Consider the following 26,171-nt stretch of genomic DNA (forward strand, 5'->3'; position numbering starts at 1 on the left):
ATGCGCATGGGGCATGCATAGGACGCATACCGCGTCCTCTAATTGCTGACCAGAGCGGAGAGAAGCCCCTCGAGGCTGGACGGGCCGCGGAGGTTCTTCGCGGCTGTGACCGCCTCACGGAGCCGCTGGGACGCGCGGCGGGACGACACCTCGGGCGCAAGTCGGGCCAGCTCGTTGGCCGCGGTTTCAGCCTCCGACCACGACCGCGCCTCGACCAGCGCGGCGACGAGCCAGGAGCCACCGATGTAGGCCGACCAGCGGTAGGCGTCGGGCACGGCTTCGAGCGCTTCGGCGTAGCGGTCCACCGCCCTGTCCAGCCTGCCGACCGCGCGCCACATGCTTCCTTCATGCATGACGAGTTCGCGGCGATCGACCCACCACGACCACTCGGGATCGGCGTCGGTGAGCGACTCGTCCACCTGCGATTGCGCCTGCTGGATGAGGGCGAGTGCGCGTTCATCACCGAGGTCGGCGGCAGCCCGTGCACGTCTGAGCGCGGCCATGACCCGCAACCTCGGGGACAACGGAAAACGCTCCATCAGCTCGACGGTGCGCAGTGCCTCCCGGGCCTGTCCGGTTTCCTGCGCCAACAACGCCATGTTGCCCAGCAGGAACAACTCCATATTGACGTCCCCGGCCAGCCGGGCGAGGTGCAGGGCCTCCAGGTTGAAGCTGCGGGCCTTGTCGTGCTGCATGGCGTCGAACGCGAGCCATCCAGCGACTTCACCGAGTTCGGCCACGGTAGCGGTGAAGTCCGGTTCGAGACTGGCCGCGTAGTTGCCGGTCGCCAGCCGCGCCGACGCGGTCCTGAAAGTGCGTGCCGCCAACGGAAGCAGCTCAGCGCCGCCGTGCTGCCCGTCGAGGCCCACCAGGTGCGCGATGGTGTTCCGGAGCGCCTGAACGTCGCCGCAGGTCACCGGCTGATCTACCGGCTGCAGCGGTGCGGGCGCAGCAGGCAACGCCGCGCTCGTGAGACCTCCCCCAGCATCGAGGAGTTCGTCCAGGCGCTCCACGGTCTCCCGGCCAGGGGTCGTGCGGTCGTTCTCCCACCGCGACACCGCGCTCTGATCGGCGTGGACCTTGCGGGCGAGTTGAGGTTGGGACAGACCGGCCGCAGCGCGGTACCGCCTCAACACCTGCCCGAACGACTCGCTGACCATGGGTGTGCCTCCCCACCGGCGAACTCGCCCGCCGACGCCATCGCAGGAGCGACCTGGGGCGCTACGTCCGGCGGGACGCACTGATCAGGCTACCGAGGAGCCGAGCGACCCGGACAGATGATGATCAATCTGCCGAGTGGGTCGACACGAGCACCGCCTCGTTGCTCATCGATGCTCAAACGCTTGTTCGAAGGCCCGACCCGCCCCGCTCCGGAGTGCGAGTCCGAACGTAAAATCGCAGGTGATGGAGCTCTTTCCGCGTCCGCGCACTGAGATCGCTCCGGGGGCGGTGCACGTCCCCGGGTGGTTGTCGCCGCAGTGGCAGCGGCGGTTGGTGTCCGCGTGCCGGGAATGGGCCAGACCACCCGCCGGGCTGCGGGCGGCTCGGTTGCCCAACGGCGCGCGGATGTCGGTTCAGACGGTGTGCCTCGGTTGGCACTGGTACCCGTACCGCTACTCGAAGACCGTCGACGACGGTGACGGTGCGCCGGTGAAGCCGCTGCCCGACTGGCTCGCCGAGCTCGGCAGGCAGGCCGTCGCCGAGACCTGCCCGGACACGGGCCCCTACGACCCGGACATCGCGCTGGTCAACTTCTACGATGCCGGGGCTCGCATGGGCATGCACCAGGACCGCGACGAGCTCAGCCGGGCCCCGGTGATCTCGCTGAGCCTCGGGGACGAATGCGTGTTCCGCTTCGGCAACACCGAGAACCGCAAGCAGCCCTACACCGACGTCGAACTGCGCTCCGGCGACCTGTTCGTCTTCGGCGGGCCGTCCCGGATGGCCTACCACGGTGTTCCGAAAACCCTTCCGGGGACGGCTGATCCAGCGATCGGCATGCGTTCAGGGCGGCTCAACATCACGCTGCGCGAATCCGGAATGGACTGAGAGCCGCCAGCTCGGGCTGCGGAAACTGGCTCGCCACCCCGGAGAGGCACGACGCCGGAACCGGCAGCCCGTGTGCGGCCATCACGGAGCGCTCCCGCCGCGACCGTCGCCAGGCAGCTTTCGCGAGTCATGACTCACCGCCACGCGCACCGGCCGCAGCTCGAACACGACGCGGTTCTCGCTGTCGAGCAAGGAGAAGAACGCGTCCCGGTCCTCCACCGAGAGCCGCTCACCGAGCGCGCCGTAGAACCAGTGCCGGGTCGCCTCGTCGACGTGAGCATGCGCGAGGCACCGCACCGAGACCATCCGGCGACCCGGAAGATGAGTTCCTGTCGCCGAGATCACCAGGGACACCCTCGGGTCACGCCGGAACGCCTTGGCATGCGCTCGATCCGACACCGCCGTCACCCAGAAAGCACCGCCGTGGCGCACGTAGCTCATCACGACTCCGCTAGCCCACCCGGTGTCGCTGGCGAAGCTCACCACGGCCTCGCTCTGCGCCTGGATCAGCTCATCGATGCCGCTGGAACTGCCGCGGACCGACTGGAGATCCTCCAGATCGTCGATGCCAACCCGGCTCACCTCTCGACCACCGGCTCGCGCACCGCCTCCGACGTCATCCTCGCGCCCCGGTCGAAGAACATGATCACCACGCCCACGGCCGCAGGGAGGAGGAACGCGTAGAAGCTCCACTCCACGCCCAAGTCGGAGGCCATCACCCAGCCGCCGACGAGCGGGCCGAGCACCGCGCCCATCTTGCCGATGCCCATCATCACGCCGAGCGCGGACGCACGGACATCCGCAGCGAACTGGGTTGCGGCGTAGCCGTTGAGCACGACCATCGTGCCGTTCGCCCCCACACCGGCGAGCGCCACCGCGAGGTACAGCGCCGCCGTCGGCGGATTCATGCTCATGAGCAGCAGCGAGACCACCGCGACGACGAAGCCGCCGATCACCACGATCCGGCCACCGACCCGGTCGGCGAGGGCCGAGAGCACCAGCGCGCCCACGATGGCACCGAGCGACAGCGCCACCAGGAACTGAAGCGCCGGCCCGAGCGGATACCCCGCGGTGCGCATGATCTGCGGAAGCCACGTGTTCAGCCCGTAGGTGAGGAGCTGGCCGATCAGGCACGCGCCCGCGAACACCATCAGCAAAGCCACGTAGGGCGGGCGGAACAGGCGAAGAACGCCCTTGGCCGTGGTCCGGGCCTCCGGAGTGGTGGCGGGCTCGGTCACCGGCAGGCCGAACCGCTTGGCGACCTGGTGCGCCTCAGCCGTCTTTCCCTTGGCCATCAGGTATTCGACCGATTCCGGCAAGACCTTCCACGCCAGCGGCACCAGGAGCACCAGCGGCAACGTACCGATCGCGTACATGACGCGGAAGCCGTGGTCCTGAACCAGCACGATCGCCAGCAGCGAGGCGATGATCGCGCCGATGGAGTAGCCGGAACAGGTCATGGCGTTGAAGAAGTTGCGGCGGCCCTTCGGGGCGAACTCCACGGTCAGTGCCACCGCCGTGGGCAGCACGCCGCCGAGCCCGATACCGGCGAGCAGCCGGAAGAGGCCGAAGACCTGCGCGTTCGGCGCGATCGCGCACGCGCCCATGAACAGCGAGAACCACACGATGCTGGCCAGCATCATGCGGCGACGCCCGATCATGTCCGTGACCACGCCGCACAGAAGCGTGCCCACCAGCATTCCGGCCAGGGCATAGCTGCCGATCAACCCGGCGAGCACCGGAGTCATCTGCCATTCCTGGTAGGCCAGGATGCTGGGCAGGGTCGCGCCGTAAACGATGAGGTCGTAGCCGTCGAACACCACGGCGGTGAAGCAGATGGCAACCACCCACATCCCTCTGCGGCGTTGAGCCTCGGATTGCACGCTCGCCATTGAGCCCTCCTGATCAGTCGTGCGCTAAAGACCCTTGGAGTCACGCCAAGTCGGCAGGGACTCCGGGATGTCCGCCGGCGCCGGCTCCGCGCCAGGCCAACGCTTGCGGAGTCCTCCCGCGTAGATCTCGGCCAGCTCCTCGGTCGGTGCCGCGTAGATGAACTGGATGTCACGGTGGCGGAACCGCCACCGTCCGTCTTCCCGCACGTAGTCGTCGTAGTAGCGAAATGCGCAGAGCATCCGCTTGCCGAGCAGCGACAGCTCGGCAGCGCCCGTGGCGACGCCGCTCGCGTGGTCATCGTCGACCCACGTGATCAGCAACGACTGGGGAACGTGAATGCTCGGCCCGTAGGACGCGGTCTGCTCGCACAGGTAATCCACCACCGCGTCGCGGCCGCGCACGACCCGGTCGCGGCCGTTGAACTCGGCATCGCCGGCGTAGAGCTCGGACAACGTCGCTGCGTCCCGGTCGTCCACCGCCACCGCGTAGCGGGCGACGAGACGGTGCAACTCCAATTCGTCTTCGACCACGCGCAGTCTTTCCTCAAGGCCTGCGGACATCGACGCGCCTCCTCGCACCCCGGCGATTTCTCTTATCATCGTTATACTCAATAATGGCTGTCAAGGGCGCGCGGTGCACAACCGTTCTTCCGCACTGGCAAGAAGAGCGAGCAAACCGCCCATGGCGAACAGTTCCGCGAGCGCGCACTCGAGCCGGTCCGCGAACGTCCTGCTGATCGACAACGATCAGCACCGACGAGCTGCACTGGCGATGGCCACAAATCGCGCCGGCGCCTCGGCAACATGTGCGCGCGCGTGATCAGTCCAGGAAACCCGAGCGGTTTCCTTGACACGACTCACCCGAAGCTCGCCCACGCGGCCGCCGCCCGCGGAGAAACCGCGCCGCGGACACCAGTCCCGACGCGCGACGCACCCGGCGTGGCTACGGCGTGCTGGGGAACAGCGGGGACGCCAGGCGGCGCTCCCCGGGCGTGAAGCTGCACGGGATCGAGTGGTAGCCCGCGTTGGTCCCCTGGTCCGGGTACCGGACGATGCCGTCGACGTCCACCACGTAATCCGGCATCCGCTCCAGCACCTGGCCGATCATGGCGCGAGCCATCGCACGCCCGAGATGCGATCCCGCGCACCGGTGGATGCCAAGACCGAACGCCATGTGCTTGTTCGGCCACCGGGTGATGTCGACCTCGTCGGGGTCGTCGAACTGCCGCGGGTCGCGGTTCGCCGACGCCCAGCTCATCAGCGCGCGGTCACCCGCGCGCAAGTGCACCCCTTGGAACTCCGCGTCCCTGGTGACCGTGCGGGCGAGCGCCTGCGTCGGGGAGAAGACCCGGAGGAACTCCTCGACCGCGACATCGATCATGCTCGGATCGTCGATGAGGCGTTCGCGCTCGCCGGGGTTCCGGTAGAGCCACACCAGAGCTTGGGTCACCAGCGAGGCCGTGGTGCCGACCCCACCTGAGATGAGCAGTTCCAGGATCGAGTAGATCTCGTCGTCCGTCATCTTCCTACCGTCGACCTCGGCGGCGAGGAACGCGCTCGTGGCGTCGTCGGTGGGGTGTTCCCGACGGGCGGCGATGTGGGCGCGGACGGTCTTCTCCACCCAGGGAACCGCGACATCCCTCGCGTGCGCGTACTCGGCCGAGTCGGGTCGCGCGGAGACGAGCGTGTGCATCGCGTCGACGTAGCGCTTGTACTCCGAGGCATCGAGGCCGAGCCAGTCCACGGTCACCGCCGCGGGAACCCCGGCCACGAACGCGAGGTCGGCTTCACCGGTCTCGATGATCTCATCGATGAACCCGGTGACGAACCTGTCGATCACGTCGGTGAGCCGACGCACCGCGGCCGGCGAGGTGACGGCGTTGACCGCCTTGCGGTAGCTCCGGAACTTCGGCGGGTCGAGTTCGATCGGGATGTGGAAGGCGGTCGGAGCCTTCGGGATGATGATGGCGAGCCCCTCCCCGCCGTGCTCGGACCTGGCCGAGGAGAACAGGTCGTCGTCGCGCGAGGCCTCGAACACGCTCGGGTAGTCCGAAAGCACCCAGAACCCGCCGTGCGCGTCGGTCCAAGCGACCGGGCACTCCTGGCGAAGTTCGCGGTACGCATCGACGTGATTCGCGGCGTGCTCAGCAGAGTGGTGATCGAAATGCACGATCGGACAACGAGGTTGCTCGGTCACAAACATCACTCCTTGCAAACTTCCCTGATAATAGTTATCGGCAAACCGGCGTCAAGGGCTTCTTCTCACCCCAGCCGATGACTCCCGTGACGCCGTTTTCGACCCCCAGGGATCTGAATCCAGAAAGGAAGAAATTCCAGGTGGGACGGCACTCGCACCCGGGAAAGGTCTGCACCAAAGTCGAGTCGTCGCGCGGATCCGGAAGCCGGTCGTGACACATTCGCGGAATTGAGTCGATCTCCGGCGAGAATCGGTCCAGCCGTTGCCGCGCGCCAATATGAACGCTTTTCCGGTTCCCTTGCCGGACGCCTCGCATCCCGAGACCTTCCCGCCCGAGCCGCCCGCGAGCACGAGCGCCTCACACCGTCGTCGAATCGAGGAAGTCCGCGAAGCTGCGGGGCCGCAGATCGCGCAGCGGAGCCACGATCTCCCGGCCCACCTCCTCGAGGTAGGCCGCCGTCTGCTCGGCATCCATCTCCGGCCAGTGCGGGCGGATGAGCAGCGGGCCGATGGGCAGCTCCTGGGCGATGCGGGCGATCTGCGCGCGGCACTGCCCGGGATCACCGAGGATGACGTGGTCCTGCACGGTGGACGCGAACTCGCCCCGGACCGCGTCCTCGTCCAGCAAGGTCATGCCGCGACCGGCGTAGGCCTCGTACTTGCCCCGCGCCACTGCGGCGAACCGCGTGACGGCGTCGTCGAAGTCCGCACCGATCATGAGCTCCCGGCGCAGCGGGAGCGGAGACAGCTCCAGCCCCCGGCTCATCCGTTCCTCGGCGTAGAGCTCGATCAGCGATTTCACCTGATCCACCGTCTGCTGAGGAGTGATCGTCCAGACATCGCCGTGCCTGGCCGCGCGGCGCACACCGGTCTCCTTCATGGCGCCGAGCCAGATGGGTGGACGCGGTTTCTGGACCGGGTGGACGTGCGTCGGCGCGTCGTCGATGGTCCAGAACCGCCCGTGATGGGTGACGCGCTCCTGGGACCACAGCTTCGACATCACCTCGATCAGCTCCTCCAGCAACCGGTAGCGCTGCTGGAAGGGCACCCCCATGGCCTCGTACTCGGCGGGGAGGTAGCCGGTCCCGATCCCGACGACGAGACGACCTCGGGTGATGACGTCGAGGGTCGCGAGCTCCTCACCGAGGATCACCGGGTGGTGGACGGGGCCGACGAGGACCGTGGTGCCGATCTTGACGTGCTCGTCCAACTCGGCCGCCAGCCGCGCGAGCAGCGGGACCGGCTGGAACCAGCGGTATCCGTCGTAGAGGAAGTGCTGACCGATGGTCAGGTAGGTGAACCCCGCGCGCTGAGCCGCCTCGACCTTGCGCAACATCAGATCGAGGTGTTCCGCTGGCGAGGATCCGACCGGCTGGTCCCCCATCAAGATTCCGAACTCCAACGCAAGCTCCTCATCACGTCGTGGGGTCACGCTTCGCGAGGTCGGCGGTTCCCGAGATCTCAGGGTGCGCCCAATGCCCGCCGCAGTGGAGCGCAACGGGATTATTGATGGTTACCATTATACTAGATTTGCGACGATGGGGGAACCCTCCGACCGAGTTCGCGGAGCATCCGGCCGTCAGGTCCCGCTCGCCCTGGACTCGCGGAAGGCCTTGACCGCGTCCCGGTGCTCCTCCGTGCCGAACAGCAGTGCGGTGGCCTCCACCGATTCGTTGAAGCCACCGCCGGTGTCCCGGTTGATGAACGCCTTCGCGCACCGCACCGCCAGAGCCGGGTGGGAGGCGATCTCCGAGGCCAGCGACACCGCTTCGGGCAGCAACGACTCGTCCGGGTGCACCTCCTGGACGACACCCGCCCGCTCCGCCCGCTCGGCGTCGACGTCCCTGCCGCTGAGGGCCAGGTAGCGCGTCCAGTGCCGACCCATCACCGCCGGTCCCCGCACTACGCCGAAGCCCGGCATGAGCCCGACCGAGGGTTCTTTGAAGGCGAACCGGGCGGACCGCCCCGCCAGCACCACGTCGCAGGCCAGGGCCAGTTCGGTGCCGCCGCCGTAAGCCAGCCCGTTGACCGCGGCGATGACCGGGACGGCGCACCGCTCCACCGCGTGGAACGCGTCGTAGACGCGCCGTAGGTGCGGACGGGTCCGGTGCACGTCGCCGTCGAGCCCGGCGAACATGTCGATGTCCCCGCCCGCGGAGAACGCGCGGCCGGCGCCGGTGATGATCACGGCGCGGACCCCATCGTCTTCCTCACCGAGCCCGTCCATCACCTCGCGGAGCTCGCGGAACCACGCCTGGTCCATCGCGTTGAGCTTCTCCGGTCGGGACATGGTCAGCTGCAGCACGCCAGGGTGCGGCTCGGATCGGGTGAAGCGGGTCAGTTCAGCGGTCATCGGAATTCGCCTCCCGGTCCCAGGTGTCCGCGGTGATGCCATCGGCCTGCAGCTTGTACTTCTCGACCCGCTGGCTGGGCGTCATCGGCAGCTCCGGCAGCACGCGCACGTACCGCGGGAGCGCGAAGGCGGTCAGCGAACCCGAGCAGTGCGCGATCAGCTCGTCCGGTGCCAGCGTCCGCCCCGACGCGAGGACGACCGCCACCATGACGTCCTCCTCGGACACCTCCGAGGGGACCCCGTAGGCAGCGACCTGGGCCACCGCCGGGTGGGCGGACGCGACCCGCTCGACCTCCCACGAGGAGATGTTCTCGCCGCGACGGCGGACGGTGTCCTTGATCCGGTCGAGGAAGGTCAAGTACCCGTCCTCGTCGAGCATTCCGCGATCGCCGGTGTGAAACCACAGGTTCCGCCAGCTCTTCGCGGTCGCCTCCGGCATCGCGTGGTAGCCGTCGAACATCCATCCCGGTTTCACCGGGCGCGCGACGATCTCACCCGCCGCCCCGGGCGGCAGCGGTTCGTCGTGCGCGTCGACAACCGCCACCTGGTAGTTCGCGGAGGCCGAACCCGCCGTACCGATCTTGCGCCGGTGCGGCGGCATGTCGGTGACGATCGAGACCTCGGTGCTGCCGTAGATCTCCGTGAGCCGCACGTCGAACCGCCGCTCGAACGCGGCGAAGATCTCGGGCGGGCAGGGCGCGCCGAAGCCGAGCCGCACCGGGTTGTCGCCGTCGTCCGCGCGAGGTGGTTGCTTGTGGAGGATGCTCATCATCGCGCCCTGGTAGTTGAAGGCCGTCACGCCGTGCTCCCTGCAGCGGTCCCAGAACCGGCTCGCGGAGAACTTCCGGTCCAGCACGAGGTCGGCGCCCGCTTCGATCGCGGCCATGACGCTGCAGTACCGGGCGTTGCTGTGGAACAAGGGGAACACGCTGTACAGCCGGTCCTCTGCGGTGTAACCGAGCAGGTCGACCGTGTGGCGAGCCAGGTTGACGTTGGCGCGGTGGCTGAGCAGCGCGCCCTTCGGCGGGCCGGTGGTGCCCGAGGTGTAGAGGATCACCGCCGTGTCCGCGGGGTCGACCGGCCTCATCTCGCCCGCGGGCTGCCGGGCGAGAGCCGCCAGGTGGTGCCGGACCAGACCGGTCGACCCGGACTCGGTCCCCTCGGCCTCGCCGTCGACGACCAGGTGCACCAGGGAGTCGACACCCCTCGCGCACTCCCGCACCTGCGATTCGAACTCCGCGTCGCACACGATCGCCTTCGCACCGGCGTGCTCGAGGAAGTAGCGCAGCAGGTAGGACCCGCTGGCGACGTTGAGCGGGACCTCGACGAGACCGGATTTCGCGAGACCGAACCACACCCCCAGGCACGCGACGCTGCTGCGCATCAGCACGCACACCCGATCACCTCGGCGGAGCCCGAGCGCGGCGAAGCCGCCCGCCACCCGGTCGCTGACCTCGTCGAGCTCCCGGTAGCCGATCCGCTGCTCGGCCACCAGCGCTGATGCCGCGGGGGCGCGCTGGGCGGCTTCGCCCAGCCACTCGCCCAGCGTCCGAGACCCCGACCGTGCCCGCTGTCCCGCCATCTCGTCTCCCCTCCCCGACCCGGATCGGCTGATCGCGCGGCCTACGGCGTGGGCGCGCCGCCGAGTTCGTTGGACACCAGGTAGGCGAGGGTGACACCGCGCCCGAGCGCGAATCCGCTGTTGTAGCCCGAACCCGTGGTGGTCAGCGCCGCGCACGAACCCACCGCGAACAGGCCGTCGATCACCTCGCCGCCGGTGTCGAGGACGTGGCCGTCCCCGTCGATGTGCACTCCGCTCGATCCGATGCCGGTCCCGACGAACTTCAACCGCAGCCCGTGGAACGGCGGCTTGACCAGCTCGCCCAGCACCGGGCTCGGCTTGTTGCCGGGATCTCCGGCGAACCGGTTCACGTAGGTGACCGTTCCCCTGCCGAAGTCCGGGTCTTCGCCGCGCGCCGCGTTGTCGTTGAAGCGCGCGACGGTCGACTCGAACCGCTCGGCGTCGATGCCCAGCGCCTCCCCCAACTCGTGCAGCGTCGGCCGCGAGGTGACCCACCCCTCCGGGTAGGTGCCTCCCGGCGGGGTCGCCGCGAGACCGTACTTCTGCCGGTGCTGGTCGTCCCAGACCAGGAAGAACGGCAGGTGCCGGTCGTCGGGGTCCAGCGTCTTCGCCACGATGTCGACCCAGTACGAATCGTTGCAGAACCGCTCGCCCCTGGCGTCGACGATCATCGAGTGCGGCATCGCGTACTCGGGGCCGTAGCCGTAGCCGGTCCCGACCTGCGAACGCCAGCCGGGCAACATCGGCACGCTCGTCGCGGGAATCGTGGCGACTGCTCCACCGACCGACCGGGCGAGCTTGATGCCGTCGCCGCGCAGGCTCTCCGGCGCGACGCTGCCGAAGTCCTCGGGCTCGATCCCGACCATCTCGCGCACCAGGTTTGGATCCCAGTCGTAGGTGCTGGTCGCCAGCACGACCGGACCGCGAACCTCCACCGGCCCGTCGGGACCGTCGGCGCAGACCCCGGCCACTCGGCCGTCCTCGTGCAGCAGCTCGGTCACCGGGTGGGACGTGCGGATGTCGACGTGCCGCTCCTCCAGCAACCTCGCCAGGAAGCTCGCCACGACGCCGGTGCCGAAGGTCAGCGGGTCCTCACCGCGGTGCCGCCCCGTCTTCCGCACGCCGTCGGCGACCCCGAACGCCGGGACACCGGCGTGCGCGGCGATCTCCTCGTCCTCGGCGGAATCGTCGACGTAGGCCGCCCGGCGGCCCTTGATGAGCATGTCGTCGTAGGTCGTGCCCACCGGGAAGTACGGGCTGACCCGGAGGCGCTGCCGCCACGCGCCGAGCACGCTGCCGTCGATCAGTTCGTTGGTGAGGTACCGGCCCACCGGCAGCGCGCCATCGGCTTCGTCGTGGTAGTCGGCGAGCTCGGGAATCACCTTCCAGCGGATCGCCCCGACGTCTTCCCAGTGCTGAATCGCCTTCGGCGCCGTGCTGATCCAGCGCAGCATCGCCCGCTCGTCGAGGACCTCGGGCGCGGCGTGCGCGATCGCGCGCACGTAGCGTTCGGTGAGTTCCAGCGAATCCTCGATGCCGTCCCGCTCCGCGACGGGGTTCGCCCCGCACCAGACCTGCCCGCCGGAGAAGGCGGCGGCACCGCCGACCTGCTCGGCCGATTCGAAGATCACCACGCGTCGCCCGTGCAGGGCGGCGCCGAGCGCCGTCGCGATGCCCGACAGACCGGCTCCCACGACGATCACCGGCTCCGCCGGCCGTGCTCCCGGGCTGACTCCCATGACCGCACCTCTCCGTCGAGATATTTGGAAGTAACTATTATCATTGATTTTCCGCCATGTCTGGGGAATCTCCGCGCGGTCGCCGCACCGCGACGGGCTCAGCCCGCGTTGGCGGCGTTCGCGCCCGCAGCGACCGCGATCGTCTCGCCGGTGATGTAGCGCGCCTCGTCCGAGCACAGGAAGACCATCGCGGCCGAAACATCGGCCGACTCGACCCACGGAACCGGCATCGCGTTGACGCCCTGGAACAACGGGGCGACCTCGTCCCGCGTGGGGTGCTCCGCGTCGGGCATGAACAGCTTGTACGCCGCCTCGTTCTGGATCATCGTGGTGTCGACGCCGGTGGGGCACACCGCGTTGACCGTGATGCCCAGCGAAGCGACCTCCTGGGCCAGCGATTTGACCAGCCCGATCAGCCCCCACTTGGTCGCGGAGTAGTGACCGACGTTCGGGTAGCCCATCTTCCCCGCCATCGACGAGGTCGCCACGATGCGCCCCGCACCCTGTTCGGTCATCACGGGCAGGACGGCGCGCAACGTGTGGAAGGCTCCGGTGAGGTTCGTGCCCACCATCTCCGACCACATCCGATCGTCCATGTCCGCGATCGTGGAGAACGTGAAGATCCCCGCGTTGGCCAGGCAGAAGTCGATCCGGCCCAGGTCCGCTCGGGCCTGCTCGACGAAGGCCGTGACCTGCTCGGGATCGCGCACGTCGACGGTCGCGGCCCTGCAACGCCTGCCCAGGCCGGTGACCAACCGCGCGGTCTCGTCCAGGTCGCTTCGCGTCGACATCGGATACGGCACGCTGTCCAGTTGCGCCCCGATGTCGCAGATCGCGATGTCGGCACCCTCGCGGGCGAAAGCCAGCGCGTGCGAACGCCCCTGGCCTCGCGCCGCGCCGGTGATCACCGCGACTTTGCCGTCGAACTTTCCCATGTTCCCTCCACGGTTTCGTGCCTGCGCACCGATCGTCGACCGGCCTCCTCGGCGGCTCGCCCGCCCGCGCGATAACCGAACACCAGCGCGGGCCCGAGCGTTCCGCCCGCTCCGCCGTACACCATCCCCGTCGGTCCGGCCATCGCGTTGCCCGCCGCGAACAGCCCGGGGATCACCGAACCGCGCACGTCGAGAACCTCACCGTCCACAGTGGTGCGCGGACCTCCCTTGGTCCCCAGCGCACTGGCCACGATCGGCACGGCGTAGTACGGCGCCGCCTCTAGCGGGCCCAGCGTCGCCGCGCGTTCCGGATACGCGTCTCGGTCGCCGCACCACCCGTCGTACGCGCTGTCGCCCCGGCCGAAGTCGACGTCCCGCCCCGAGACGACCAGGCGGTTCCAGCGCCGAACCGTCCCCGCGAGCCCCTCCGCGTCGATGCCCACCTGCTCGGCCAGTTCGGCCAAGCTCGGGGCCCGGACGATCCAGTCGGCGGCGGGGCCGCCCGGCGGCGCGCCGAATCCCCCGTAGCGGCGCACGTACTCGTGGTCGAACACCAGCCAGCACGGCTGGTTGACGTAGTCGAACCGAGTGGGGTCGAACTGGTGGAACGCACCGCCGAGCGCGTTGTAGTTCGCGGCCTCGTTGGTGAAGCGCAGGCCCCTGGAATTCACCATGATTGACCGGGGAAGCGTGCGCTCGCGCAGCACGAGGCTCACGACCGGACGTCCGTCGGGATGCTCGTCAGGCAGCTCCACGACCGGAACCCACCAGGCTTCGCTCATGTTTCCCAGCATCGCGCCGGCCTGCATCGCCATGCGCAAACCGTCGCCGCTGTTGGTCGGCACCCCGGGCGGCATGCTCATCGGCCCGCGCAGGAAGTCCCGCACCAGCGCGGGATCGAATTCGAAGCCACCCGTGGCGATGACCACCGATCCAGCGCGCACCTCAGCGGGCCCGCCCGGCCCCTCGAACCGCACTCCGCTGACTCGCCCGCGCTCGAACACCAGCTCCCGCGCCCGCGCCCCGACCACCGGCGAGACCCCGTGGTCGAGACACCCCCGGAGCAACGCCCCGACCATCGCGCGGCCCAGACCTTCGAGCTTCCGCTCGCGCCGCTGCCGCGCCACCTCCGGATCCAGCACGCCGGTGCCCCCGCCGATCGGTGTCTCGGCCACCAGCATCGGGCGCGTGACGCCGACGATGCGACCGTCCCAGCCCGGAAGGCGGTCGAAGGAGAACAGCTCGGGCTCCAGCGACCGGCCCCCTCCCGGCTTCCCGCCCGGGTTCTCCGGGTGGTAGTCGGGGAACCCTGGTACGAGGCGGAGCTTCAGCGGAGTCGCCGAGTCCAGCCACTCCACGAGTTCCGGCCCGGTGCGCACGAACGCTTCGGCGAGCTCGGGAAGAATCCTGCCGTGGGACAGGGAATCCAAGTACCCGAGCCCCTGCTCCTCCGAGTCCGCGACACCGGCCTCCGCCGCGCGCGGATTGGCCGGTATCCACGCCACCCCGCTGGACAACGCCGTCGTCCCGCCCACGAGGTCGCCCTTCTCGAACAGGCCGACGCGAGCGCCGGACTGCGCCCCCACCAGGGCGGCGACCAATCCCGCCGCCCCGGTGCCGAGCACGACCACGTCGTAGGAACCTGCGTCCTGGTCGGTCATGGGCCGGACTCCCCGATCATCTCTCGCCGTGAGCGCTGCACGATGCCGCACCCCTCACTTGACGTAGGCCCCCGCGTCCACGGGAAGAGTGGCGCCGGTGACGTAGCGCGCCTCGTCGGAGGCGAGGTACAGCACGGCGTTGCTGATGTCTTCGGGTTCCACCCACGGGACGGGCATGGAGTTCATCGACAGGAACCCGGGAATCGCCTTCTCCTGGCTCGGTTCGGGATCCTCCGGCGCGAACAGACCGTACACGCCCGGGTTCTGGATCATCGTCGTGTTGACGTTGGTCGGGTGCACGGTGTTCACGCGGATGTGGTACGGCGCCAGCTCGTTCGCGAGCGTGCGCATCAACCCCACGATGCCGTGCTTGGCCGCCACGTAGTGCCCCACGTTCGGGACTCCCTTGAACCCGCCGATGGAGCTGGTGAACACAATCGACCCGCCGTTGCCCGCTTCGATCATGCTGGGGATCGCCGCGGTCGCCGTGTGGTGGACGCCGGTCAGGTTGACGTCGATCATGTCCCGCCACTCCTCGGCGGTCAGCTCCCAGGTCTTGCGGAACGCCGTCGCGATGCCGGCGTTGGCCACGACGGTGTGCACCGGTCCGAGCTCGGCGGTGCCGTGGTCGAAGGCCTTCTGGAGCGCTCCGAGGTCGCGGACGTCGGCCTTCGTGGCGACGACCCGGCGGTCGAGCGCCTTGACCTCCTTCGCCGTTTCGGCGAGGTCGTCTTCCGTGGCCAGCGAGTAGAAGGGCGTGACCGTGCGGATGTCCTCGCAGATGTCGACGGCGATGATGTCGGCCCCCTCGGAGGCCAGGCGCAACGCGTGGCTGCGCCCCTGCCCCCGTGCCGCACCGGTGATGAAAGCGACCTTGCCCGTCATCCGTCCTTGCACGAGATGCTCCTCTCTGGATTGCCGCGCTCAGCGCGGTGCTGCGTCCCGGAGTCCGGTCAGCTGTGGAACTCGGCCCAGGTGGGCAGGCTTTCCGGGTAATCCGCGGCGGTCGCGCGACCACCGGGCCACCGCATGCGCTCCGCGCAGCCGAGTCCGTCGACGAGCCGGTCCGCGGGGAGGGCGTACTTGAAGGTCAGCGACCGGCGCGCGAAGAGCCAGCGGCCGTCCGCGCAGCGGTACTCGTCCTCGTACCGGAACGCGGCCAGCACGGTGCGGGAATCCATCACGAGCTCGGCGTGACCCGCCGCCCACCCGATCGCCCGCCGGCCGGGCAGCAACTGGACCACGTGGGAGTCCGGGGTGTGCACCATCGACCGGTTGGCCCGCATCGCCTCGGTGTAGGCCGAGCGCAGCGCGTCGCGACCGGTGGCCGCCTTGCCCCGCCGCTCGAACACGCCGTCCGCCGTGAACATGTCGAGGAGGGTTTCCAGGTCGTAGTCGTCGACCGCGCGGGTGTAGAGCACCGCGAGGTCCCGGATCGCCTCCCGATCCCGCATGTCCCGCAGCATCGCGAGGTGGGCCGCGACGTCGTCATTCCCCGGGTGATCGACCGTGGTCTGCGCGCGCACCATCGCCGCCAGATCGGTCGTCGGGAGTTCTCGCGCCATGTCAGCCTCCTGCGGGGACGGAGAAGTGCGGGCTGGGCAGGGATTTCAGGACGCGCCGCAGCGCGTCGGGAACCGGGGTCTTCGACCAGTCGAGACCGCGGCACACGTAGGCCATGCGGCCCCGGGTGATCAGCTCCCCATCCCTGGTGAACTCGTAACCCACGGAGTACGAGGTGGTACCGATGTGATCGAGGACCAGCCGGCAGGTGAGCCGGTCCAGCACCTTCGCCGGCCGCAGGTAGGTCGCACCGGAACTCACACCCACGGTGATGATGCCCAGCTGATCGGGCAGCTCCCCGCTTCGGAGGCCGTGCGAGGACATCCACGAGGTGTAGGCCCGCTCCATCCAGCGGTAGTAGATCGCGAAGAACGCGATCCCCACCGTGTCGCAGTCGCCGTAGGTCAGCTGGAACTCCAGCCTGTCGTGCTGTGTCACGTGCTCTCCTCGTTCACCCGCCCGACGGCGACGGTGGCCGTTCCGCTGAGGACCGTCGCCCCGCCCACCACGTCGAGCGAGACGTCGCAGTCCGCCAAGGTGATTCCCGCCTCTGCGCGCACACCGGTTACCACACCGCCCGCGCTGAGCTCGTCCCCGGCGAAGACGTTGCCGCGGAAGCGCACTCGGAACCGGCGCAAGCGCTCGTGCCCGCCGCTCCAAGCGGCGAGCATGTTGAGCACGTAGGCCATGTTCAGCGGGCCCTGGTTGATCGGGCGCTCACCCATGCCGAGGGCCCGGACGACCTCGACGTCCCAGTGGATCGGATTGGGGTCGGCAAGCAAGGCCGCCGTGGTCTTCATCTTCTCGGCGCTGACCGCGGGCACCCGCCATTCGGGCAACCGCGCACCGACCGCGACCTCCATCAGCCCCTCCGCGGGAAGACGATCGAGTTCCAGCAGGTCGCGACGTGCACCCCGTCGGCGGTGTCGCGCAGTTCGAGCTCGTAGCCGACGAGGTCGAACGCACCGGCGGTCCGGCCGGACTTCCGGTCGGCGGAGGTGATCCCGCCGCTGACCGCGTAGGTCCCCCCGACCACCAGCGGCCGGTGGATCGATGTCTCGTGCTCGCCGAACACGGGGCCGTCCGCGGCGGTCGAGCCGAACCACGCGAACAGCTCGTCCCAGCTCAACCCCATCGCACCGGTCGCGGCCATCCAGACGAACACAGGGTGCGCCACCGTCGCGCCGGGCTCGTCGAGCACGACGTCCGCGACCAGCCATGCCCGCCACGGCTCGATGACGAACTCCCCTCCCGGGAAGCGTCTGCCCACCTGCCCGCTCGGGTCCTCCGCCACCGGTGCGTCAGACATGACGCCCCCGCCCGGCCCAGTAGGGCTCCCGCAGCGCGCGCTTGAGGATCTTCCCGGTCGGCGCTTTCGGCAGCTCGTCGACGAAGTCCACCGAACGCGGCTTCTGGTAACCGGCCAGGTGCCGGCGCGCCTGCTCGATGATGTCCTGCTCGGTCACGTCGCTGCCGGGCTTGACCACCACGACCGCCTTGACCGACTCGCCCCACTCGTCGTCCGGCACTCCGATGACGGCGCATTCGAGCACGGCGGGGTGCTGGGCGACGGCCTCCTCGACCTGGACGCTGAAGATGTTCTCGCCGCCGGAGATGATCATGTCCTTCGCGCGGTCCACGATGAAGATGTAGCGGTCCTCGTCCCAGGCGGCGACGTCCCCGGTCCACATCCACCCGTTGCGCAGCGTCTGCGCGGTGAGGTCGGGCCGGTTCCAGTAGCCGAGCATGTTCGCCTCGGACCGCACGATGATCTCGCCGGGCGTCCGCCCGTCCTGCGGGACGTCGCGCCCGTCGTCGTCGACGACGCGCACGGAGGTGCCGAACCCCTCGCGGCCGCAGGACCGCAGCCGCTCCGGCCGGTTTCCCGCGAGGGCGTTGACGTGGTCCTCCTGGGAGAGGAAGCACATCGTCGAGCCCTCGGTCTGCCCGTAGCCCTGGATCAGGGTGCAGGGGAACGAGTCCAGGGACTGGCGGACGATGCTCGACGGCATCGGACCGCCGCCGTACTGGATGTTGCGCAGGCTGGACAGGTCGTACCGGTCGAAGCCCTCGACGGCCATCATCCAGTTCAGCATCGTGGTGATGCCCAGGAACGCCGACACCCGTTCGGCCTCGATGACCTCCAACGCCTGCTTCGGTTCGAAGTTCACCAGCACCAGCGGGCATCCGTGCTTGAGGTAGTTCATCGCCAGCACGACCGGGATGTGGTACATCTGCCCGGTCAGCATGTACACGTCGGTGGGCACGATGCGCTCGGCGACGGTCTGGTTGAGCATCCCGGCCGCGGCGCTGCGGTGGGAGTGCAGGGCGCCCTTGGACTGCCCGGTGGTCCCACCGGTGTAGAGGATGAAGAACGGATCGTCGTCGCCCACCTGCGACGACCACTCGGGTTCGTCGTCCGAAGCGGCGTCCATCAGCCGTTCCAGGCTGCCATCGCCGTCGGCGCCGAACTCCAGCCAGTGCGGGATGTCGACGTGCCGCTGGAGCTCGGCGACCGCGCCCGCCCACTCGGGCGAGCTGATGACCGCGCTGGGACGCGCGTCCGCGACGATGGCCACCAGCTCCGGGTTCGCCAGCCGCCAGTTCAGCGGCTGCAGCACCAGTCCCGCCCGGCCTGCGGCGAAGTACAGCGCCTGGTACTCGGCGCTGTTGCGCGAGAGCACCGCGACGCGGTCACCCGGCTTCAACCCCAGGTCGACGAGACCGTTGGCCAACCGCCGCACCATCGAGTCCAGTTCCCACCAGGTGAGCCGGCGGTCGTTCGGGACGTCGAACACGGCGTGCTGACCGGGGCACAACGCGGCCCACTTGGCAGGTATGAGTCCCTGGTTCACGCTTCCGCTCCTCGTCGCATCGGTGATCACCTCAGTACGGGAGGTCGAGCTGGACGTGGCGCTTGCTGAACCGCCACGCACCGCCGTCGTGCACGAGCTGGTCCTCGTACCGCGCGGTCGACAGAACGGTCAGCTTCGCGCCTTCGACGGAGATGAGTGTCAGGTAGGACTCCACCGACACCGCGGCCGCGTCGGCCGCGCGGATCACCGCGTTGGTGACGATGTGACGCCGCTGGTCCGTCTGCGAGGCCAGGGAATCCCGCATGAGCTTCACGATCGCGTCCCGGCCTTCGAAAGGCCCGACGAGATCGCCGTCCTGGACGCGCAGGCTCATCACGGCGTCCGGTGTGAAGCAGTCCGCCATCGTGCTCATGTCGTTCTCGTCGTAGGCGATCGCGTACCTGTTGAGCACGTCCTCGATCGCTCCGCGGTCCGGAGCCGCAGCACCTGCCTCCATGGGCGCCGGCGACACCGTCCCGCCGAGCGCCTCGACCAGGGGGATCGGGTCGAAGTACTCGGCGAACCGGGCGATCCTGTCGGTCCGGACGGTCACCCGCGCGACGTAGTTGTTGCGATAGGCCGCACCGGTCGCCCTGAACGACGAGTCCGACCGGTACTCGGCGACGTACTCCCCGTCCTCGTCCAGGGCCCAGATCCGGTAGTCGGAGAAGTTCAGCGGTGTCGCCATCTGCGGGAGCGCCTGGTAGAAGTCGTCGATCGCGACCCGGCCTTCGATCGTGCGCGGGATGCCGTCCGGGGCGTAGGGGATGTCCAGTCGGCCGTCGACGTGGAACAGCGGTGCGATGTCGTCGACGGCGAGCGAACCAACAGCGTCCAAATAGGACTTGATCAGCTCTTTGCCTCGGTCCGTGGTGCTCATGCGTCGAATCCGTCCAGTTCGGGCGGGATCAGGGCCGAGATCACCCGCGATGCGATGCGCCAGCCGTCCGGCGTCGCGACGTAGCGGTCCTCGTTGAGAGCCACGGCCTTGAACTTGGCTCCGCTGTTGGTCTGCCCCTCGGAGAACACGTAGTTGGTCCCGTGCGCGCGATCATCCGAGTCGAACTCGATCACGTGGTTGGTGATGATGTGGAACTGGCTGGCGATCGCTTCCGCGTCGCGCTCGAAGAACCCGCGGATCTGCTCGTGGCCCTCGAAGCGCTCAAGGCCGACGGCGGTGGCGTCCCAGACGGCGTCCTCGGTGAACGCCGACAGCGCCTCCTCGGGATCGAACCTGTCCAGACCGCGCGCATAGCGATGCGTCGCCTGGACGATCTGCAGTTCGGCGGCCGTCGTGGCGGAAATCTGCGTGCTGGTCATCTGCTCTCGTTTCCGGACTGGCGAGTCCTGGCTGACGTGTCGAGCTTCGGCGCTCGGCGGCGCGATCCTTCAACAGCGGCCGACCGAGGTCGCGCGAAGCGACCATCGGCCGACCCGAGCACTGCGCCCTCAGTCGTAGACGATCACGCCGCGAATGTTCTTCCCCTCCCGGAGGTCCTGGAACGCGGTGTTGATGTCCTCCAGTGAGTAGGTGCGCGTCACGAGTTCGTCCAGCTTGAGCTCGCCCCTGCGGTAGAGGTCGGCGATAAGCGGGATGTCGTTGCGCGAGTTGGTGCTTCCGTACAGCGTTCCCTGGAGCCGCTTGCCGGACATGGCGAAGGTGAACAGGTCGATCTGCACGTCGCGCTGGGTCACCGGCGCCGCTGCGGTCAGGACCACCGTGCCGCCGCGTCGGGTCATCGCCTGCGCGGGTTCGATGAGCGACCCGTGCGCGACGCCCACCGTGATCAGGACCCGGTCGGCACCCTGGCCGTTGGTCATCTCCGAGACCAGCTCCGCGGCCTGCTCGGCGGTTTCGGCCGTGTGCGTCGCTCCGAACTCGGGGGCCCGTTGGCGTTTGTACGCCACGGGATCCACGGCGATGATGTTCTTGGCACCCCGATGACGAGCGCCCTGAACGGCGTTCATGCCGACGCCGCCAACGCCGAAGATCACCACGGTGTCCCCGAGCTGCATGTCGGCGGCGTAGGCCGACGAGCCCCAGCCGGTCGGCACGCCACACCCGATCAGCGCCGCCTTGTCCAACGGGATATCCTTGTCGATCTTCACCAGGGCGTCCACCGGGACGGTCACGTACGGCGCGAACGTTCCCAGGTAGGACATCGCCCCGACACCCTTGCCCCTGGCGTGGATGCGATGGGTGCCGTCGGGTGAGGTGCCCCCCAGCACGCCCGCGCCGAGGGCGCACATGTTGGAGCGTCCGCTGACGCACATGGTGCACCGGCCGCACGAAGGCAGGAACGAGCACACCACGTGGTCACCCACCTCGAGCCCTTCGGCGCCGGGCCCGATCTCGGTCACCACGCCGGCCCCCTCGTGCCCGCCGAGGATCGGCGCCCAGGGCAGCGGGATGTCGCCGGTGTCCAGGTGGTCGTCGCTGTGGCAGATGCCGGAGGCGGCCAGCTTGACCGTGGCCTCCCGCGCCTTCGGCGGATCGAGTTCGATCTCCTCCACCGACCAGCCCGATCCGGTTCCCGGCTCCCACAAGAGCGCGCCTTGGGTCTTCATGTCGTGTCTCCTCGTGCCGAAGGGATGAGCGACGCCGACGTCCGCGCGGACGGCAGCGGAAAAGAAGCGGGATTCAGCTGATCGAGTCGAGGGCGGTGTCGCCCGCCGTCTGTAGCGCGAGACCTTCGTAGCCGTTGGCGGCGACCTCGTCGCACTTCTCGCGGTAGGCCCCCACACCCCCGATGTAGGGCATGAAGACGCGCGGCTTGCCGGGCACGTTCGCGCCCATGTACCAGGAGTCCGTCTTGGTGAACAGCGTCGCCTCACCGCACTCCTGCACGTGATCCGACCACTGCTTCTCAGCCGATTCGGTCGGTTCCACCACCGCGAGCTCCTGCTGGGACATGTGTGAGAGCAGGTCGCTGATCCAGTCCACGTGCTGCTCGATCGACACGATCATGTTGCTCAGCACCGACGGGCTGCCGGGGCCGGTGATGGTGAACAGGTTGGGGAATCCGGCCGTGGTCAGCCCGAGGTAGGTGCTCGGTCCCTCGGCCCACTTGTCCCGCAGGGCGAGTCCGTCCCTGCCCACGACGTCGATCGACAGCAGCGCACCGGTCATGGCGTCGAAACCGGTCGCGAAGACGATGCTGTCGAACCCGTACTCGCGCTCGGTGGTGCGCACGCCGTTCTCGGTGATCTCCACGAGCGGGGTCGCCCGCAGGTCGACCAGGTCGACGTCCTCGCGGTTGAACGTGTCGTAGTAGCCCGTGTCCAAGCACGGCCGCTTCGTCCCGAAGGCATAACCCTGGGGGCAGAGGATCTCCGCCTTCTCGGGGTCGCGCACCATCTCGCGGATCTTGCCGCGCACGAACTCGGCCGCGGTGTCGTTCGCCCGCTCGTCGACCAGCAGGTCCGTGTAGGCCTGCAGGACACCGGTGAGGTTGCCCCGGTTCCACCGCTCGGTGTACTTGGACTGGCGTTCGTCTTCACTGACCTCGAGAGCCGACTGGGTGGGCGGCTCGACCGCGATGCCGAAACCCGACATCCGCCCCTCTTCCCGGACCTGCGGGTACTCGGACTTGATCTGCGAGACCAGGTCCTGGTCAATGGGGCCGTTGAAGGTCGGGAGGCTGAAGTTGGCGGTGCGCTGGAAAACGGTGAGCTGCTCAGCGCGCTCGGCCAGGATCGGGATCGCCTGAATCCCCGACGATCCGGTGCCGATCACCGCGAGCCGCTGACCGCTGAAGTCCACGCGCTCCTCGGGCCAGTGCGAGGTGTGGTACCAGTTACCGGTGTAGTTCTCGATCCCGGGAATCTCAGGCAACTTCGGCTTGGACAGGCACCCCACCGCCATGATGCAGTACCGCGCGGACACCTCGTCGCCCTGATCGGTGCGCACGGTCCAGCGCGACGATCCTTCGTCGAAGCGGGCGTCGGTCACCTTGGTGTTCAGCACGATGTCCTTGCGCAGATCGTGGCGATCGGCGACATGGCTGATGTAGGCGTGGATCTCGGGCTGGCCGGGGTACTTCTCGGTCCACTCCCACTCCTGCTCCAGCTCCCGGTCGAAGGAGTAGGAGTAGTGCATGCTCTCCACGTCGCATCGGGCGCCCGGGTACTTGTTCCAGTACCAGGTCCCGCCCACGTCGCCACCGGCCTCGACGACCTTGGCGCTCATCCCGAGCCGGCGGAGCTTGTAGAGCATGTACAGACCGGAGAAACCGGCACCGACCACGACGGCGTCGAGTTGCGCGGGAATGTTCCTCTTGTCGTCCATAAGATCCCGTCCTCGCAGAATTTCGGTTCATCCGTTGGCATTTCTCGGGCCGTCATTCGGGCGCAACCGACCAAGCGCTCCATCCACGCGGATGGACGCTGCGAATTGCTGTGCTGCGCTCGTGGAGTGGTCAGCTCATCGCGCGAAGCCGTTCGTCGATCTCGTCCACGACGTAACCGATTCCCTGTTCGCTGCCGGGCAGCAGGTTCACCATGGTGAAGAAGCCGTGCATCTGGCCCGAGAACTGCCGGTGGGACACGCGCACGCCGGCGCTCGCCAGTGCCTCCGCGTAGGCCTGGCCCTCGTCGCGGAGCACGTCGTGCTCGGCGGTCACGACCACGGCGGGCGGCAGGCCGGTGAGATCGCGTGCGCGCGCCGGGGAAGCGTCCGGGTGCTCCCGCGTTCCCGCGGGGGCGTAGTGGTTCCAGAACCAGATCATGCTGTCCCGGCTGAGCATGAGCTGGTTCTCCGGGTCGGTGTAGGACGCGGTGTCGAAATCGCAGTCCGTCACCGGGTACACCAGCACCTGCAGGGCGAGCGGGAGCTCGTGGTCGCGCGCCTTGCGACTCATGATGGCCGCCAGGTTCCCGCCGGCGCTGTCTCCCGCCACGATCAGCGGAACCCGCTTGCCGCAGATCTCCTCGACGTTGCGGTCGACCCACACCAGCGCGTCCCAAGCGTCCTCGACGGCGGCCGGGTGCGGGTGCTCCGGCGCCAGCCGGTAGTCGACCAGCACCACGGCACAGCCCGTGCGGACGGCGAGCTGCCTGCCCAGCGTGTCGAACTCGTCGATCGCGCCGATCACCCAACCGCCGCCGTGGTAGTAGACGAGCGTTCCACGGGGCTCGTCGTGTGGCACCAGGATCCGCACCGGGATGTCACGTCCCTCAGCGGGAACCTGGACCAGTTCGCTCCGGGCGACCTCAGGGCCCTCACCGAACATGTCCTTGAGCATGGCCGTCATACCGCGTGCCTGCTCCGGTTCCATCTCGTGCAGCGGAGGCAGTCCCGTCTCGGCCATCTGGGCGAGGAATCCGGATGTTGCTTCATCAAGAGCCATGGCGGACCTCTTCGCGTGGAGGAAAGGGAATTCTGCGAGTGGTTTCGACGTCGGATCTCCGACGAGCTCACCCGTACTGGATCAACTTCGTTTCGAGGTAGGCGGAAAGACCTTCGACGTTGCCTTCACGGCCGAGTCCGGACTGCTTGTAGCCGCCGAACGGCTGCACCACGCACATGCCCCACGTGTTGACCGAGATCTGCCCCGTCCGCACGCGGCGCGCGATCTGCTCGGCCAAGGCCGTGTCCGACGCGTACACCGCGCCGGAGAGCCCGTAGTCCGAGTCGTTGGCGATGGCGACGGCCTCGTCAACGCTGTCGAACGGGATGACGCAGATGACCGGGCCGAAGATCTCCTCGCGTGCGATGCGCATGTCGTTGCCGACATCGGCGAAGACGGTCGGCTGGACGTAGTACCCGCGGTCGAGCCCTTCGGGACGGCCACCGCCGGTGACCAGCCTCGCCCCTTCCTCGACGCCGATGCGGATGTAGTTCTCCACCCGGTCCCGCTGCCGCTCGGCGGCCAGGGGGCCCAGCACGGTCCCTTCCGCCCGGGGGTCGCCGACCGCAAGACCTTCCAGCATCGGCACCATCTCGTCGAGCAGTTCCTGCTGCCGCTCGCGCGGCACGAGGATCCGGGTGAGCGCGGCGCAGACCTGGCCGGAGTGCCCGATCCCGGCAGGCACGAGGGTGGGCAGCACCTCGCTCAGCGGGATGTCGTCGGCGATGATGCCCGCCGACTTGCCGCCCAGTTCCAGGGTCACCCGGGCGACCCGTTCGCCGCACAGGCTCATGATCCGCTTGCCCGCGGCGGTGCTGCCGGTGAAGGCGACCTTGTCCACGTCGGGATGGCTCACGAGGTGCTCGCCGACCTCCCGGCCGGCGGGCAGCACGCTGACGACTCCCTCGGGCAGGCCCGCGGCCTCCAAGGCCTCGGCCAGCATCATGACGCTGACCGGGCCTTCGGGTGCGGGCTTGAGCACCACCGAGCATCCGGCGGCGAGGGCCGGGCCGATCTTCAGCGACGCGGTGGCCACCGGCCCGTTCCACGGGATGATCGTGGCCACGACGCCGACCGGTTCCCGGACGAGCCTGCCACGCCCCTCGGCCCACTCGCGCTCCTCCTCGAACACGGCGCGCTCGTGCAGGGTGGACACGTCGCCCCACATCTTCAGGGCGTTCTGGTGGAAGGCTTCGCTCACCGCCGCCGGAGCTCCGATCTCCGCGGTGAAGGCCTCGGCCATGTCGGCGAACCGCTTCTCGACCTCCTCGCCGACGCGAGCGAGGACCTCGCCGCGCTCCGCCGGAGTCATGCGCGGCCAGGGCCCCTCGTCGAACGCCTTGCGCGCGGCGGCGACCGCCGCGTCGACATCTGCTTCGCGCGCCTCGGGGACGGTCGCGACGACCTCTTCGGTGCTGGGCGAGACGACTTCGATGACGCGGTCGCTGGACGGGTTCACCCAGCGCCCGCCGATGAACAGCTTCGAGTAGTTCTTGAGCGGGGTGCCGACGGCCACGGTTGTGGACATGTGCTCTCTCCTGGTGGTCTCGCTCAACCGACCGCGGCCGTGTCGACCGCACCGGATCCTTCTCTCGTGGTGAGCCGGTCGGCCGGCCGCTCGCGGGACGGGAGGACTTCCTCACTCCCGATTCCGGCGGTGATCGTGGTGGCCGACATCCGCCTCACTCCTGTTCTCCACGTTGAAAACAGCTGGAACACGCGGCGATGACCGGATCCGCGAGCCGGGTGCGACTCACCTCGGGCGTGACGGCCAACACAGCCACCTTGGCCCGCGATGTGACCGAAGTCAATACCGTTCATTATATTCATAGTCATTGTTTTGAGGACGCTTGAGTTCCGCTCGCGCACCGCCGCGACCTCGAAGATCAGGCGACGCCGGCCCGGTGCTCCCGCAACACTGGGAACGCCGGGAGATCAGGCTCCGACAGCCTTGACAGTGGCATAATTCAATATAATGATCTGCAAGATTTCAGGGA

At 68.6% G+C, this 26,171-nt stretch carries 25 protein-coding genes; 1 reads left to right on the forward strand and 24 read right to left on the reverse strand.

Going from position 1 to position 26,171, the window contains the following annotated elements; translation table 11 throughout:
* Nucleotides 1–38: 38 nt before the first annotated feature.
* On the reverse strand, nt 39–1,160 hold the full coding sequence (locus AB0J78_RS07515; protein ID WP_363787826.1) for a helix-turn-helix transcriptional regulator: 1,122 nt from the start codon (nt 1,158–1,160) through the stop codon (nt 39–41).
* A 241-nt stretch (nt 1,161–1,401) separates the two neighbouring features.
* Here AB0J78_RS07515 and AB0J78_RS07520 point away from each other — a divergent pair, with 241 nt between their 5' ends.
* Entirely contained in the window at nt 1,402–2,049 is a 648-nt protein-coding gene (locus tag AB0J78_RS07520; protein ID WP_363787827.1) for an alpha-ketoglutarate-dependent dioxygenase AlkB, read from the forward strand.
* Nucleotides 2,050–2,130: 81 nt separating this feature from the next.
* Here AB0J78_RS07520 and AB0J78_RS07525 read toward each other — a convergent pair whose 3' ends face one another.
* From AB0J78_RS07525 to AB0J78_RS07635, 23 genes are all read right to left on the reverse strand, one after another.
* The gene (locus tag AB0J78_RS07525) at nt 2,131–2,631 is read right to left on the reverse strand and encodes a pyridoxamine 5'-phosphate oxidase family protein (protein ID WP_363787828.1); all 501 of its coding nucleotides are present in this window, start codon (nt 2,629–2,631) and stop codon (nt 2,131–2,133) included.
* Nucleotides 2,628–3,941 carry an aromatic acid/H+ symport family MFS transporter gene (locus AB0J78_RS07530; RefSeq protein ID WP_363787829.1) on the reverse strand — a complete coding sequence of 438 codons (1,314 nt, stop codon included), beginning with the start codon at nt 3,939–3,941 and terminating at the stop codon, nt 2,628–2,630. The genes AB0J78_RS07525 and AB0J78_RS07530 overlap by 4 nt, the downstream gene beginning before the upstream one ends.
* 24 nt (nt 3,942–3,965) lie before the next feature.
* Nucleotides 3,966–4,502, reverse strand: coding sequence for a nuclear transport factor 2 family protein (locus tag AB0J78_RS07535; protein ID WP_363787830.1), 537 nt, complete (start codon nt 4,500–4,502; stop codon nt 3,966–3,968).
* 382 nt (nt 4,503–4,884) lie between these two features.
* Entirely contained in the window at nt 4,885–6,138 is a 1,254-nt protein-coding gene (locus AB0J78_RS07540) for a cytochrome P450 (RefSeq protein ID WP_363787831.1), read from the reverse strand.
* Nucleotides 6,139–6,496: 358 nt separating this feature from the next.
* Entirely contained in the window at nt 6,497–7,540 is a 1,044-nt protein-coding gene (locus tag AB0J78_RS07545) for an LLM class flavin-dependent oxidoreductase (RefSeq protein ID WP_363787832.1), read from the reverse strand.
* A 177-nt stretch (nt 7,541–7,717) separates the two neighbouring features.
* Complete coding sequence (locus tag AB0J78_RS07550; RefSeq protein ID WP_363787834.1) at nt 7,718–8,491, reverse strand: enoyl-CoA hydratase/isomerase family protein; 774 nt, start codon at nt 8,489–8,491, stop codon at nt 7,718–7,720.
* On the reverse strand, nt 8,481–10,073 hold the full coding sequence (locus tag AB0J78_RS07555) for an AMP-binding protein (protein ID WP_363787836.1): 1,593 nt from the start codon (nt 10,071–10,073) through the stop codon (nt 8,481–8,483). The genes AB0J78_RS07550 and AB0J78_RS07555 overlap by 11 nt, the downstream gene beginning before the upstream one ends.
* Before the next feature lie 41 nt (nt 10,074–10,114).
* Nucleotides 10,115–11,812, reverse strand: a complete 1,698-nt coding sequence (locus AB0J78_RS07560) for an FAD-dependent oxidoreductase (protein ID WP_363787838.1) — start codon at nt 11,810–11,812, stop codon at nt 10,115–10,117.
* Between the two features lie 98 nt (nt 11,813–11,910).
* Nucleotides 11,911–12,747, reverse strand: a complete 837-nt coding sequence (locus AB0J78_RS07565; RefSeq protein ID WP_363787839.1) for a mycofactocin-coupled SDR family oxidoreductase — start codon at nt 12,745–12,747, stop codon at nt 11,911–11,913.
* Entirely contained in the window at nt 12,717–14,408 is a 1,692-nt protein-coding gene (locus tag AB0J78_RS07570) for an FAD-binding protein (RefSeq protein ID WP_363787840.1), read from the reverse strand. The genes AB0J78_RS07565 and AB0J78_RS07570 overlap by 31 nt, the downstream gene beginning before the upstream one ends.
* Nucleotides 14,409–14,462: 54 nt before the next feature.
* Nucleotides 14,463–15,305, reverse strand: a complete 843-nt coding sequence (locus AB0J78_RS07575; protein WP_363787841.1) for a mycofactocin-coupled SDR family oxidoreductase — start codon at nt 15,303–15,305, stop codon at nt 14,463–14,465.
* Nucleotides 15,306–15,361: 56 nt separating this feature from the next.
* Nucleotides 15,362–15,973: a nuclear transport factor 2 family protein gene (locus AB0J78_RS07580; protein WP_363787842.1), complete on the reverse strand. Its 612-nt coding sequence runs from the start codon at nt 15,971–15,973 to the stop codon at nt 15,362–15,364.
* 1 nt (nt 15,974) lies between these two features.
* Entirely contained in the window at nt 15,975–16,409 is a 435-nt protein-coding gene (locus tag AB0J78_RS07585; RefSeq protein WP_363787843.1) for a thioesterase family protein, read from the reverse strand.
* The gene (locus tag AB0J78_RS07590) at nt 16,406–16,834 is read right to left on the reverse strand and encodes a MaoC family dehydratase (RefSeq protein WP_363787844.1); all 429 of its coding nucleotides are present in this window, start codon (nt 16,832–16,834) and stop codon (nt 16,406–16,408) included. The genes AB0J78_RS07585 and AB0J78_RS07590 overlap by 4 nt, the downstream gene beginning before the upstream one ends.
* Entirely contained in the window at nt 16,834–17,280 is a 447-nt protein-coding gene (locus AB0J78_RS07595; RefSeq protein WP_363787846.1) for a hypothetical protein, read from the reverse strand. Before AB0J78_RS07595 ends, AB0J78_RS07590 begins: the two co-directional genes overlap by 1 nt.
* Nucleotides 17,273–18,826: an AMP-binding protein gene (locus AB0J78_RS07600; RefSeq protein WP_363787848.1), complete on the reverse strand. Its 1,554-nt coding sequence runs from the start codon at nt 18,824–18,826 to the stop codon at nt 17,273–17,275. The genes AB0J78_RS07595 and AB0J78_RS07600 overlap by 8 nt, the downstream gene beginning before the upstream one ends.
* Nucleotides 18,827–18,857: 31 nt before the next feature.
* Nucleotides 18,858–19,706: a nuclear transport factor 2 family protein gene (locus AB0J78_RS07605; RefSeq protein ID WP_363787850.1), complete on the reverse strand. Its 849-nt coding sequence runs from the start codon at nt 19,704–19,706 to the stop codon at nt 18,858–18,860.
* A complete protein-coding gene (locus AB0J78_RS07610) occupies nt 19,703–20,146 on the reverse strand; it encodes a nuclear transport factor 2 family protein (protein WP_363787852.1) in 444 nt (147 codons plus the stop codon). Before AB0J78_RS07610 ends, AB0J78_RS07605 begins: the two co-directional genes overlap by 4 nt.
* Nucleotides 20,147–20,275: 129 nt before the next feature.
* Entirely contained in the window at nt 20,276–21,394 is a 1,119-nt protein-coding gene (locus AB0J78_RS07615; RefSeq protein ID WP_363787854.1) for an NDMA-dependent alcohol dehydrogenase, read from the reverse strand.
* 73 nt (nt 21,395–21,467) lie between these two features.
* Entirely contained in the window at nt 21,468–23,114 is a 1,647-nt protein-coding gene (locus AB0J78_RS07620; RefSeq protein ID WP_363787856.1) for an NAD(P)/FAD-dependent oxidoreductase, read from the reverse strand.
* A gap of 130 nt (nt 23,115–23,244) precedes the next feature.
* Complete coding sequence (locus AB0J78_RS07625; protein WP_363787858.1) at nt 23,245–24,174, reverse strand: alpha/beta hydrolase; 930 nt, start codon at nt 24,172–24,174, stop codon at nt 23,245–23,247.
* Between the two features lie 67 nt (nt 24,175–24,241).
* On the reverse strand, nt 24,242–25,702 hold the full coding sequence (locus tag AB0J78_RS07630; RefSeq protein WP_363787859.1) for an aldehyde dehydrogenase: 1,461 nt from the start codon (nt 25,700–25,702) through the stop codon (nt 24,242–24,244).
* 23 nt (nt 25,703–25,725) lie between these two features.
* On the reverse strand, nt 25,726–25,851 hold the full coding sequence (locus AB0J78_RS07635) for a hypothetical protein (RefSeq protein WP_363787861.1): 126 nt from the start codon (nt 25,849–25,851) through the stop codon (nt 25,726–25,728).
* Between the last annotated feature and the right edge of the window lie 320 nt (nt 25,852–26,171).

It is taken from the genome of Saccharopolyspora sp. NPDC049426, from assembly GCF_040676935.1.
In the GTDB taxonomy this organism is placed as follows: Bacteria; Actinomycetota; Actinomycetes; order Mycobacteriales; family Pseudonocardiaceae; genus Saccharopolyspora.

Excerpts from the sequence above, each read along its gene's own strand:
- AB0J78_RS07605 (WP_363787850.1), bottom strand. The coding sequence starts at position 19,706 with ATGAGCACCACGGACCGAGGCAAAGAGCTGATCAAGTCCTATTTGGAC.
- AB0J78_RS07590 (WP_363787844.1), bottom strand. The coding sequence starts at position 16,834 with ATGGAGGTCGCGGTCGGTGCGCGGTTGCCCGAATGGCGGGTGCCCGCG.
- AB0J78_RS07570 (WP_363787840.1), bottom strand. The coding sequence starts at position 14,408 with ATGACCGACCAGGACGCAGGTTCCTACGACGTGGTCGTGCTCGGCACC.
- AB0J78_RS07630 (WP_363787859.1), bottom strand. The coding sequence starts at position 25,702 with ATGTCCACAACCGTGGCCGTCGGCACCCCGCTCAAGAACTACTCGAAG.
- AB0J78_RS07515 (WP_363787826.1), bottom strand. The coding sequence starts at position 1,160 with ATGGTCAGCGAGTCGTTCGGGCAGGTGTTGAGGCGGTACCGCGCTGCG.
- AB0J78_RS07615 (WP_363787854.1), bottom strand. The coding sequence starts at position 21,394 with ATGAAGACCCAAGGCGCGCTCTTGTGGGAGCCGGGAACCGGATCGGGC.
- AB0J78_RS07580 (WP_363787842.1), bottom strand. The coding sequence starts at position 15,973 with ATGGCGCGAGAACTCCCGACGACCGATCTGGCGGCGATGGTGCGCGCG.
- AB0J78_RS07550 (WP_363787834.1), bottom strand. The coding sequence starts at position 8,491 with ATGACCGCTGAACTGACCCGCTTCACCCGATCCGAGCCGCACCCTGGC.
- AB0J78_RS07560 (WP_363787838.1), bottom strand. The coding sequence starts at position 11,812 with ATGGGAGTCAGCCCGGGAGCACGGCCGGCGGAGCCGGTGATCGTCGTG.
- AB0J78_RS07595 (WP_363787846.1), bottom strand. The coding sequence starts at position 17,280 with ATGTCTGACGCACCGGTGGCGGAGGACCCGAGCGGGCAGGTGGGCAGA.
- AB0J78_RS07535 (WP_363787830.1), bottom strand. The coding sequence starts at position 4,502 with ATGTCCGCAGGCCTTGAGGAAAGACTGCGCGTGGTCGAAGACGAATTG.
- AB0J78_RS07610 (WP_363787852.1), bottom strand. The coding sequence starts at position 20,146 with ATGACCAGCACGCAGATTTCCGCCACGACGGCCGCCGAACTGCAGATC.
- AB0J78_RS07635 (WP_363787861.1), bottom strand. The coding sequence starts at position 25,851 with ATGTCGGCCACCACGATCACCGCCGGAATCGGGAGTGAGGAAGTCCTC.
- AB0J78_RS07555 (WP_363787836.1), bottom strand. The coding sequence starts at position 10,073 with ATGGCGGGACAGCGGGCACGGTCGGGGTCTCGGACGCTGGGCGAGTGG.
- AB0J78_RS07625 (WP_363787858.1), bottom strand. The coding sequence starts at position 24,174 with ATGGCTCTTGATGAAGCAACATCCGGATTCCTCGCCCAGATGGCCGAG.
- AB0J78_RS07530 (WP_363787829.1), bottom strand. The coding sequence starts at position 3,941 with ATGGCGAGCGTGCAATCCGAGGCTCAACGCCGCAGAGGGATGTGGGTG.
- AB0J78_RS07565 (WP_363787839.1), bottom strand. The coding sequence starts at position 12,747 with ATGGGAAAGTTCGACGGCAAAGTCGCGGTGATCACCGGCGCGGCGCGA.
- AB0J78_RS07620 (WP_363787856.1), bottom strand. The coding sequence starts at position 23,114 with ATGGACGACAAGAGGAACATTCCCGCGCAACTCGACGCCGTCGTGGTC.